This is a genomic window from Bradyrhizobium sp. (genome assembly GCF_049581145.1).
Taxonomy (GTDB): domain Bacteria; phylum Pseudomonadota; class Alphaproteobacteria; order Rhizobiales; family Xanthobacteraceae; genus Bradyrhizobium.
In genome coordinates this window covers 1-10,357 of sequence record NZ_JBAURI010000858.1, presented here as the reverse complement: position 1 = coordinate 10,357, position 10,357 = coordinate 1, and the positions used below count along the sequence as shown (strand labels likewise).

General features: G+C 64.3%; 11 protein-coding genes and 1 pseudogene. 8 read left to right on the top strand and 4 right to left on the bottom strand.

Annotated features, from left to right (window positions below):
• Positions 1–231: hypothetical protein (locus WCB02_RS28180; protein ID WP_423963032.1), on the top strand; the 231-nt coding region annotated here is incomplete at its 5' end.
• 249 nt (positions 232–480) lie between these two features.
• Here WCB02_RS28180 and WCB02_RS28175 read toward each other — a convergent pair.
• Positions 481–1,206, bottom strand: a complete 726-nt coding sequence (locus WCB02_RS28175) for a phosphoribosyltransferase (protein WP_423963031.1) — start codon at positions 1,204–1,206, stop codon at positions 481–483.
• A 197-nt stretch (positions 1,207–1,403) separates the two neighbouring features.
• Here WCB02_RS28175 and WCB02_RS28170 point away from each other — a divergent pair, with 197 nt between their 5' ends.
• Complete coding sequence (locus tag WCB02_RS28170; protein ID WP_423963030.1) at positions 1,404–1,970, top strand: methyltransferase family protein; 567 nt, start codon at positions 1,404–1,406, stop codon at positions 1,968–1,970.
• A gap of 109 nt (positions 1,971–2,079) precedes the next feature.
• Here the strand turns inward: WCB02_RS28170 and WCB02_RS28165 are convergent, their stop codons facing one another.
• A complete protein-coding gene (locus WCB02_RS28165; protein ID WP_423963029.1) occupies positions 2,080–3,009 on the bottom strand; it encodes a LysR family transcriptional regulator in 930 nt (309 codons plus the stop codon).
• Positions 3,010–3,168: 159 nt separating this feature from the next.
• Between WCB02_RS28165 and WCB02_RS28160 the strand changes: the two genes are divergently transcribed.
• The 3 genes from WCB02_RS28160 to WCB02_RS28150 all read left to right on the top strand — a co-directional run bounded on the left by WCB02_RS28160 (position 3,169) and on the right by WCB02_RS28150 (position 6,699).
• A complete protein-coding gene (locus WCB02_RS28160) occupies positions 3,169–3,678 on the top strand; it encodes a hypothetical protein (RefSeq protein ID WP_423963028.1) in 510 nt (169 codons plus the stop codon).
• Between the two features lie 766 nt (positions 3,679–4,444).
• Entirely contained in the window at positions 4,445–5,137 is a 693-nt protein-coding gene (locus WCB02_RS28155) for a Crp/Fnr family transcriptional regulator (RefSeq protein ID WP_423963027.1), read from the top strand.
• A gap of 1,097 nt (positions 5,138–6,234) precedes the next feature.
• On the top strand, positions 6,235–6,699 hold the full coding sequence (locus tag WCB02_RS28150) for a hypothetical protein (protein ID WP_423963033.1): 465 nt from the start codon (positions 6,235–6,237) through the stop codon (positions 6,697–6,699).
• A gap of 76 nt (positions 6,700–6,775) precedes the next feature.
• Here WCB02_RS28150 and WCB02_RS28145 read toward each other — a convergent pair whose 3' ends face one another.
• Positions 6,776–7,027 (bottom strand): hypothetical protein, encoded by a 252-nt coding sequence (locus tag WCB02_RS28145; RefSeq protein WP_423963026.1) that lies wholly within the window; start codon positions 7,025–7,027, stop codon positions 6,776–6,778.
• A 388-nt stretch (positions 7,028–7,415) separates the two neighbouring features.
• On the opposite strand from WCB02_RS28145, the gene WCB02_RS28140 reads away from it, so the two are divergent.
• Complete coding sequence (locus WCB02_RS28140; RefSeq protein ID WP_423963025.1) at positions 7,416–8,090, top strand: HAD family hydrolase; 675 nt, start codon at positions 7,416–7,418, stop codon at positions 8,088–8,090.
• A gap of 125 nt (positions 8,091–8,215) precedes the next feature.
• Here the strand turns inward: WCB02_RS28140 and WCB02_RS28135 are convergent.
• Positions 8,216–8,357 (bottom strand): annotated as a pseudogene (locus WCB02_RS28135) (ClpX C4-type zinc finger protein); the annotation flags it as partial.
• Positions 8,358–8,900: 543 nt separating this feature from the next.
• On the opposite strand from WCB02_RS28135, the gene WCB02_RS28130 reads away from it, so the two are divergent.
• Together WCB02_RS28130 and WCB02_RS28125 are read left to right on the top strand one after the other, a co-directional pair.
• Positions 8,901–9,080, top strand: coding sequence for a hypothetical protein (locus WCB02_RS28130; RefSeq protein WP_423963024.1), 180 nt, complete (start codon positions 8,901–8,903; stop codon positions 9,078–9,080).
• Positions 9,081–9,303: 223 nt separating this feature from the next.
• Positions 9,304–10,110 carry a hypothetical protein gene (locus WCB02_RS28125; RefSeq protein WP_423963023.1) on the top strand — a complete coding sequence of 269 codons (807 nt, stop codon included), beginning with the start codon at positions 9,304–9,306 and terminating at the stop codon, positions 10,108–10,110.
• Positions 10,111–10,357 lie beyond the last annotated feature (247 nt).

Sequence of the window (10,357 nt, the reverse complement as noted above, 5' to 3'; positions counted from 1 at the left end):
GGGAATAGCCGCGCGACGCTGGTTCATCACAGTGATTATGACTGGTTGATCTTGAACCTACGAATTGATCCGAGACAGGATGGCGCCAGCTGCAACTTTCGCAATTCATTGACCTGTGGTTATGGGTCCCGGCTGAAGGCCGGGACGACCGCGGAGTCTTTGGCGCGACCGCCCGACCACAAACGCGACGTCGTCCCCGCCAACGGGTCGGCGCAACGCCCCGCCCGATGACAGGCTCCGGCAGGGACCCATAACCACAGGAAGTTGTCGTTACGCCGCGCTGCGGCCGGCTCGGTATCAAAACGTCAAAATCACAGTGATGAACCACTACGTCCACCATGTGATCGACGGTACCAAGCGCATGCAATGCCTGATCGACGATCTCCGGGACCATTCGCGGGTCATGACCGGCGCGAAAGCGCGGCCGCCCGATGTTGTTGACGCATGTGTCGAGGACAATGCGCGCGGCGATCGGCGGCTTCAGGGAATGGCAGGCTCGGTCTCGGCGATCGGGACCCAGCCGGCCTCGCCGAGGACGAACAGCGGACAGCCAAACACCGCGCGGACGGCAAGCGGCGGCGAGAGTCCGGCGGCCACGGCCTCCCAGCGATTGGTCTGCTTCATGGCGACGACCATGCCGGCGATCTCGGCGCCCGCCGTCTGCAACAGCTTGACGGCCGCAACCGCCGTCGCGCCGGTCGAGATCGCATCATCGATCAGCGCCACCCGGCGGCCTTCGATCAAGGGCAGCAGGTTCGGATCGAGCCGCAATCGCTTGCCGGCCTCCGGGCTGGTGATCGAGGCGACCGGCGCGGACAACGCGTCGTCATACCAGAATTTGCGCGAATAGCCGAGCGGCACATGGCGCTGCTGGCCGAGCCGTTCGGCAACCAGCGCGGCGAAGGCCAGGCCGAGCGTGGGAAGTCCGACGACGATCTCGGCATCGAGCGCGCGCGCCTGTGTCGCCATGTGGTCGGCCAGCGCCGCGACGACGCGGTTCGAGGCTTGGTTGGCGATCAGCGATGCGACGGCATGGTTGCCGTCGGGCAACCGGCGCAGCGGCAGCACCAGCGTGCGGCCGCAGGGCAGGCGGACGGGATAGCCGAAGCGATGGGGCGGCGTCGCCGAGAACCGCGTGGGGATCTCGGGCGTCAGCTCCTGCCAATAGCCGGTGGTCGGCTCGGTGGTGGTGTCATGCGTGGTCATGTGCCGGTGCCGGATCGCCGGATTTTCGAGGGGCCGCGGCGCAGTCGTCACCGCATGGACCAGCGTAGCGCCACCAAAGGCAGGAATCGAATCCCATGCTTGGCGTTGCTGCGCAGGCCATCCGATCTCGGCGCTTTCCTGCGCGGAGCAATGATGTATCCTCGCCGGTCGCAAGTCTTGCGTGCGAGGCGCTCGTGATGTCGCCGGCTTCAGCCATCCTGTGGTTATGGGCGATCTGGTTCCTGTCATGGCTGATCGCAGCGCCCTGGTCCAGCCGCACGCAGGCCAGGCCGCGGCTCCGCTCCGAACTGCTCTATCGGCTGGTGACGCTTCTGGGCATGGTGCTGCTGTTCGTTGCGCGTCCGCCGGTCGGTCATGAAGGCGGCTGGACCACGCAGGACGTGCGATGGTGTCTGGTCGGTCTCGCCGGAACTGGATTCGCATTGTGCTGGTGGGCGCGCATCCATCTGGGCCGGATGTGGTCGAGTTCGGTGGCGCGCAAGGCGGATCATCATATCGTCGATACCGGTCCCTACGCCCTGGTCCGGCATCCCATCTACACCGGCATCATCATCGCCGCCGCGGCGACCGCGGCCCTCGCAGCGAACGCGATCGCGTTCGCCGGCCTGGTGTTGGTCATCATCGGATTCTGGATCAAGGCGCGGCTCGAGGAACGGTTTCTCCGCCACGAGCTGGGCGCGGAGGCCTACGACGCCTATGCCCGCCGAACCGGCATGCTGTTCCCCGCGCTTCCGCGAAGATGATGGGCTTCGCAAAGGGCTCAACCCATCCTGCGCTGTGATCGCCGGGTGCTCAGCACTTGCCCCAGACGCGGAAGCAGCGGTGGATGAGCTGCTCGCGGACCGCAGCGCGTCATTTCGGGCCGTCGGCGGCGTGCGAGCGGGTCTTCGCGTGATCGATGAAGGCGCGCAGCTTTGGCATCACCTGCCGGCGATCGGGGTAGTACAGAAACACACCCGGCAGCATCGGCGCAAATGGCTGCAGCACGTGCAGCAGTTTCTCCGCCCGCAACGCTTCGGCGGCGATCGGCTCGGGCACTTGCGCAAGACCCACCCCTTGGAGGGCGGCGCCCAGGATGGTCGGAAAGTTGTTGGCGATGAGGGGGCCCGAGACGGCCATCTCGACGGCGCGGCCGTTGTCGGTGAGCGACCATGACGCCAGCGCGCCGCTGGATCGTCGCATCCTCAGGCAGGCGTGCCGGCGCAGATCGTCAGGACATTCCGGTCGGGCGTTGCGGGCGAGGTAAGCGGGGCTGCCGACGATCACGAAGCGAAACGGTGGGCTCAACCGCACCGCGACCATGTCGTCTGCGACGAACTGGCCGAGCCGGATGCCGGCATCAAAGCCCTGCGCCGCCAGGTCGACCAGCTCCTCGCTGGCGGCGATCTCCACCTCGATCGCGGGATAGGCCTGGCAGAAGGATGCGAGCAACGGCTCCAGCAGGATCGGCACCACCGCCCGCGGCACCGAGAGCCGCAACAATCCGGCCGGCCGCTGTCCGAGGTCACGGGCGAACTCGCTTGCGGCGACCAGTTCCGCGAAGGCGGGCTTGGCGCGCGACAGGAATCGGTCGCCCGCTTCGGTCAGGCCGACGCTGCGCGTGGTGCGGATGAAAAGCGCCGCGCCGACGCGGGCCTCGAGCGTACGGATCGCCTGGCTGACCGCCGATGGCGTCACCCCGAGTTCCGCGGCGGCCCGGCGGAAATTGCGGTGCCGGGCAACACTCAGGAACGCCTCCACCCCGTCGAGCGCGCCCTGCCGGACTGTGAAGTTCTGCTTCATGGCGCATCGACATTATCGCGAATAGTCACGCCAAGGAAGCGGCCGTAGACCCGGCCGGCAGAGCAGGAGCGAGGCCGGCACGATCCATGCTGGCAGGCCGGCTCGGCATCTCGAGCGGTGTTTCAGGCCGCGCCAGTCCACGCCTGACAGGAGCCACCAATGTCCCCGGCAACCATCTTCCAACTGCATCTCGTTCTCGGTTACGTCCCGTGGCTGCTTTGCTTCGGCGCCTATGTCTGGCCGAGGCTCGAGGCGATGGACCGGATCGAAGCGCAGCGCGCCATTGCCACGCTGCACAGCTTCCGCTTCTTCGGTCTCGTTTTCCTCATGCCGGGCGTCGTCGGCCCCAATCTTCCTGCCGGCTTCGCGACATTCGCCGCCTATGGCGACTTCACGGCCGGGGTGCTGGCCATGCTCGCGCTTGGCACGGTGCGGACGCCGCGGCTGTTTTCGCTGCTGGTCGTGGCCTTCAATCTGGTCGGGGCGGCCGACATCCTGATCGACTATTATCACGGCATCCAGAGCGGCCTTCCCGCGTTGGCGGGAGAATTGGGCGCCGCCTATGCGATCCCGATCGTCTACGTGCCCTTGTTGATGATCACGCACGTTGCCGCATTCTATCTGCTGCTGCGTCCTCGCCGCAAAGCGGCCCTCGCCGGCGCCGCCTGACCGGCGTCACGCCGCGAAGATCGCCGCGCCGCGTCCTGGAAACTGCGGGGCGCGCAGGTGATCGTCCGCAACCGGGTGCATCGTCATGGCCGCGCCGTCGACGCCACCTTACGGCCGGGCGTCGATCTCGCGGCCGAGAATGCGGGCGGTGCGATGCGGGGCCGATAAAGCCGGCTCTGGTCCTGGCGATGCCGCCCAGCTCTCGCACAGGTTGTATTCCGGAACGAGCCGCCCGGCGTCGTGATCGCTCGGCGCGCCCGGCTTTCGGATGCGCGCACGCTGCTCTGTCCTCATTCCGGGCCTGCAGATCCGCTGGCGCGCAAAGCCGCGTGGTGGGGGTGGCGTCGCATTTTCTACGCGGGCAGGGGAATCGACGACCGAGGCTGCATCCAGGGAGAGCGCTGGGAGACAAGGGCTGATCCGATTGGCGTCGCGCGTGAAGATGTCGACTGACCACGCCGCCCGAATCGATTCGGAACCGGACACGGCGAACCAGCGAGCCGGCTTCGCGCTCCTTGCAGCCGGCGCGCATGGTGGCGCGGCGAGCGCACGTTGCTGTCAGATCATTTCGAAAATTATCACAAAAGGCGCACCGACGGCTTAACAGCGCCTGCTGCATCTCGGCTCTATAGTTCACGTCTCGCGTCGCGGAGATGGCCGCGCCGGATGCCGAGACGACCATGCCGCTTGCACCGTTTGGACGGGCTTCACACGAACGAGTTGCGGCGATGTGCCCCTGTCCCCGTATCGATGAGGAGGCTCGGACATGAAGACGCCGGGAGCGACAAATCTCATCCTCGATTCTCTCTCGGCGAGCGACGGTGCCGTGCTCGGAGCCCACCTTCGACCGGTCAAGCTGATACACAAGCAGGTTCTTTTCGATATCGGAGACCTCGCCAGGCGGGTCTATTTCCCCACGACTGGCGTGATCTCGCTGGTGCTCGGTCTCTCGACAGGAGAATTCGTCGAAACCGCCATGGTCGGCAGAGAGGGCGTCATCGGAGCCAGTTCGGCGCTCGACGGCAAGGTCTCCTTGAACCGTGCGATCGTGCAATTGTCGGGTGACGCGATGGAGTGTCAGGCGGAGGTGTTGGCGAACGCAGCCTATGGAAGCCGACCCCTGATGTCCGCCTTGATTCGTCATGAGGAGACCGTCCTTGCCCAGGCGCAACAGACGGTGGCCTGCATGGCGGCGCACGACACGCAAGCCCGGCTGTGCTGCTGGCTGTTGCGGGCCCGAGACCTGGCCAGAAGCGACAGTCTGCCCTTCACGCAGGAATTCCTCGCCGAAATGCTGGGGGTCAAGAGAACCAGCATCAGCCCGATCGCACACACGCTGCAGCAGGCCGGGATGATCAGATATGCCCGGGGACGCATCGCGATCACCAATGCCGAAGGGCTGGAGGGCAGGGCTTGTGAGTGCTACCGGGCCGCCCGGATGAACTACATCAAGCCATGATGGTCCCTTCACGGTGTTCAGCTCCTGGACGATCGATCCCGCGAAAGCGATCGCCGCGCGACGAAATCGATGGGTTTCGCAAGGGCTCTCCCCATCCTGCGCCTTCGCTTCATGTGATCGGAGCTTCGGAAACGCTGACCTGGAGCGCCTTACGATTCAACGTCATTGGAAAGCGTCTTAGTCGTTTGCATCTCCATCCTTCGCTGGCTCCGTTTCGAAGCCGTGCTTTTCCAGCCACAACAAGCCCATCGCAAGCTGCCTCAGATCGTTTCGATGCGGACCTACCGGCAGCCTCCGGGCCCGCCGCAATACGTCAGCCGCCTGTTGCCTGATGGCAGACGTCTGACGGTGCTCGAACATCCTGGTCATCGGAGGCCTCGATCACTTTGGCGGACGCAGGCCGGAGGACGAGAGCCACCTGTCGAGAGTCACGGCGGCGTCGTGCTGGCGAGCCTTGCGTAGCAGCAGTTCCCGTTGCTCGCCCGCCGGCATCGACTGCGCTTGCTCGCGAAGTCGAATGGCATTGCGTTGCAGCCGCTCTTCTAGAGACCTGACGTGTTTGACGCGCCTTCGTCGCATGGGACCTCCGTCGTCTTTGCACCGGGGCCGAAAAGCTAGGCGGCCGCTCGCGTGACGTCTGTCCAACGGCCGACACAACATCGAGCGCGCCGACAACGTGAGATCTGCGAAATCTGGAACCCGCTCGGACTGGTGGGACTGCAGCGGATCCTGTGCGCTCTTCGTCGGTCCACCCTTGTATCAGCGCGTCATCTCGCCCCGTCACGCAGCATCGCTGGAGCCGCGGGCCTGATCTGCGGTCGGCTCGCCGATCGCCTCAGCGATACCCATCCATCCCACGAACGCCGTCATCGCGAGGCGCGAGAGCGCCGCGTGATGATGCGAAGGAACTCGCGACCGGCGACCGGCGTTATCGGCTCGATCGAGGCGTCATCGGCGAATTCGGCGTGCCCTGCCGGGCCGCCCACGTCACCGAAATTGCGAGTTGAAACCGCAACGTCCGAATATCCCGAACCTCGAACATGATGGGCTGTGGCATGAAACCGATCCTCGGAGCTTCCTTCGCGCGTGGTCTCCTCATGCTTGGCCTCCTCTTGCCTGGCCTCGTGATGCTTGCCGGTTCGACGGCGGCCGTCTCGGCGCAGCCGATGCGCTGGAGGCCGTTTTCGATTCCGCAGACCGGCATGTCCGTGGATATCCCGGCGGTCTTCTCCGAGACGGCCGGGCGGCCGGCCGTCTACGGAGAGAAGTTCAAGACCGCCGACGGTCGCGCCAGCCTGACGGTCGAGTCCGGGCCCAACACCCATCACGACTCCCCGGCCAGCTTTCTGGCGAAGCAGGACCCGCCGCCGCACATCCGCTACAAGAGGGTGACGCCGCGATTTTTTGCGGTGTCGAGCTACAAGGGCGACGACGTCTGGTACAACCGCTGCAATATATCGGCCCGTTTCGTCAACTGCGTGCTGATCAACTATCCGAGGGCCGCGGAGCACGACTGGGACGACATCGTCACGCATATCAGCCTCTCGCTGAAGGGCGACTGAGGGCGACCTGCATTGATATTGGGCGCGGCTTGATCACGACCAGGGCCGGTGGGACCGCGCGCCGCGCCAGTTCGGCTCATTTGCCGCGCGCCTCCGAGTCCGCCATCTCCTTTGCCCACATCATGGCCAGCGTGCGCGAGACCGCTGCCGCGCAATAACCCAGCTCCTTCTTGTCGGGGTCTTCCCAGAACCAGTACATGCAGCTCGCGCCGATGCAGAAACTTCCACGATAACGCAACTCGCGCGCGTACCAGGGAAAGAACTTCCACAGCAAGCGCGACCTGATCCAGTCCCGGAATGTCCAGCGTCCGCGATCGCCGATCCGCATGACGCATGTCCGCATCCTCGCTTCACTCGGCCGCAGCATTCCACGCATCTCGACGATCCTCCCAAATGATCGCACTGTTGATCGCAGGCTTGTCACGCAAGCGACGCGACCTGCTCCGCTCCGCAGGACACGTGCAAGACGCATGCAAGATTGCATCCGGAGTTTGCGCGCGCGGTCGGGCGCTGCGCGACGCGGATCGCGATGACGTCCGCAAGCGCCATCATCATGGCGAGCGCGACTGTCATCGACATTCTTTTTCGTGAAACAACCTGGGGTAGCGAATGGTCCTCGCGGCACAATCGGCCCTGCGGCGACGCGCTGTTGGCACATCGTCGAAATGCCGTTAAAGGCGATGAAGCTGCCTTTCGCTGGCGAAGAGGACGGTTCGATGTCGCAGGAATCCAACAGGGCGTTGCTGTTCGACATCGATGGCACGCTGGCCGACACCGACGCGCTGCATCTGGCAGCGTTCAACCAGGTGCTCGGCCCCCGCGGTCATGTCTTCGATCGCGCGCGCTTCGCGAGGGAGCTTCAGGGCTTTGCCAATGCGTCGATCGCCGCGCGGTTTCTGGCCGATGAACCGCCGGAGCGTCAGGCCTCGATCATGGCAGAGAAGGAAGTCGCATTCCGCGAGCTCGTTTCCGGCAAAATACACCCCGTGCCGGGGTTGCTGGCGCTGCTGGCGCTGGCGGATCGCGCGGGTATCCCGACGGTCGCGGTGACCAACGCGCCGCGGCTCAATGCCGAACTGCTGCTGTCCGGCCTCGGCATTGCGCATCGCTTCAAGGCCGTCATCATCGGCGATGAGCTGGCGCACGGCAAGCCGCATCCGATGCCGTATCTGGAAGGCTTGCGGGCGGTCAACGCGGTGCCCGAGGCCTCCCTCGCATTCGAGGATTCCCGCACAGGGATTCAGTCGGCTTGCGCCGCGGGGCTCGTGACGATCGGCATCCGCACCAGCCTGAGCGGTGACGACATGATCGCGGCGGGGGCTCGCCTGACGGCCAGAACCTTTGACGATCCGGAATTGCTGAAGCTGGCCGCTGCGATGATGAATTGGTGACTCGCAACGCGGGTCATTGTTTCGGACATCGACTGCCCAACTCGATCAATCTTCCGGCTCTGCCGCAAGCGTCGCAAGAAACTGCCGATGTTGATCGAGCCAGGCAGGATTTCGACGGGCGATCACACCGACACACAATTCAACGCACTCATCGCAGATGAAAGGCCCGGCGCTGGCGATCAGTTGCAGCACATCGGCCTGGGCCTTTCCGCAGAACGAGCAGGATGGGTCCGTACCGGCCGTTGCGGAGAGCCCTTCACCCTCGATCTGAATGCCCTTGCCGTTCAATGCCTGCATCAGGGTCCCGATATAGGATGCCGCGACTTCCTGCTTCATCAGCGCATTGAGTTGATCGAACGTAATATAGCCATTTTGCTCCGCAAAGAGCGCCGCCTTGCGGACCGTTTCCGACCAATCCATGCATCTCTCCTGAACGCGCGCCCCGACAGACTAAACCTTGGCCGGGCTGGTTCAAGACACGTGAGCGCTGGTCCGAGTGGGGGCAAGCCGGCAACGAGGGCGGACTGATCCGATCCTGACCCGATCCAAGGCGGACATTGTCTGGAGAATCCTTGCTGGTTGTGAAATGCCAGAAACCGCCAAGGAAAACTGCAACGGCCGCGAGGCCCGGAGTGCCTAGGAGTCCGGGCCTCAACCGGAACAGCCCCATCGGCAAAGTCAGGACTGCTCAGTGCGAGCCAAGCTGGCCCATTGACGCGCGCGGCACCTTGACCTAGCGCAAAGTCCGAGTGCTCGTTTTATGGGCGGCGCAATCCCGCGCGGTCCATGACGTCGGCGCTGGAGCTGTCGATGGATATCCGGACCAAATGGCTGCTGGGCGCGACGGCGTTCGCGGTGATCGGCTATTTTCTGCTGATCTATGGTGGTTGCGCACTCGATGCCCGATGCCACCTGCGTGCCTGTCCGGGACGCCGCTATGCGTGCGGCGTGGTCTATGATCGCAACGATGTGCCGGTGACGCAGCGATAATTCCCGCAAAAACCCCACGCCTGCGTTAAGGCCGTTGTCGCCGCGCCGCGGCCTGAACCTGCCTGGTCCGGCACCGGACAAACGGCGTGATCGGCCGGCTTGTTATCGCCGCATTTGCTATCAGCTGTGACCCATTCGCCACGGCGCGCACCGTTTGCGCGTGCGAAGATCATCCAGGCGTTACTTTGGATGATTGCGGAATTGGGTGCGCGGGGCGGGGTGAATGGATCGGTGGGCTTGCTGGAGAAGGACATTCGCAAGGGCTGTCGCGGTCATCCTGTTTCTCATCCTGGGGTCGGCGGCGGCGCGGGCGCAAACCGACGAGATCCAGGTCTATGACGCCGAGATCGCCGCGCCCGGCACCTTCAACCTGATGGTCCACAACAACTTCACGCCGGACGGACTGAAGACGCCGCGCTATCCCGGCGGCCTCGTTCCCAACCAGACCCTCAACGGCGTGCCCGAATGGGCCTATGGCGTGACGGACTGGTTCGAGCAGGGGCTGTACCTGCCGCTCTATAGCATCCCCGATGGTTCAGCGCCGGAACTTGACGGCTTCAAGGTGCGCGAGCTGTTCGTGGTGCCGCACGCGGCCGACCGGACGTTCTTCTACGGCATCAACTTCGAGTTCAGCTACAACGCCAGGCATTGGGATCCCGACCGGTCCACGTCCGAAATACGGCCGATCATCGGCTGGCATCTCGGGAAATTCGATCTCATCGTCAACCCGATCCTCGACAATTCATGGAAGGGGTTCAATCAGCTGGATTTCGCGCCGTCGGTCCGGCTCGCCTATAACCTGTCGAAAACCTGGGCGGTCGCCACCGAAATGTATTCCGACTATGGCCCGATCAAGCAGTTCCTGCCGCTCGAGCAGGAGTCGCAGCAATTGTTTGGCGTGGTCGACTACAAGAGCGAGCTCGTCAACATCGAGGCCGGCATCGGCTTCGGCCTGACTCCGGCGTCCGATCGGGTGGTCGTCAAGCTCATGGTCTCGCGCGATCTCTACAGGCTGCCGCAGACGAACTAGACGAGCGATGTCGTGAAAGTCGTCATATGCACGGCGCTTGATCTCTCTGTGGACGGGCTGCCGGATTGAGGCATCTCCGCCGTCGTCATTCCGGGGCGCGCTCTTGCGCGAGCCCGGAATCGTGCGTCTGTGATGTTGTTCTGTCAGGAGGTGAAAGTCCGACCCATGTGAAGTCACGTTACATGTAGCGGAAGGCAACTGCGTCGTTCAACTGCGGGATGTGGGAGACGGGGTGGAGAGCAGCCGG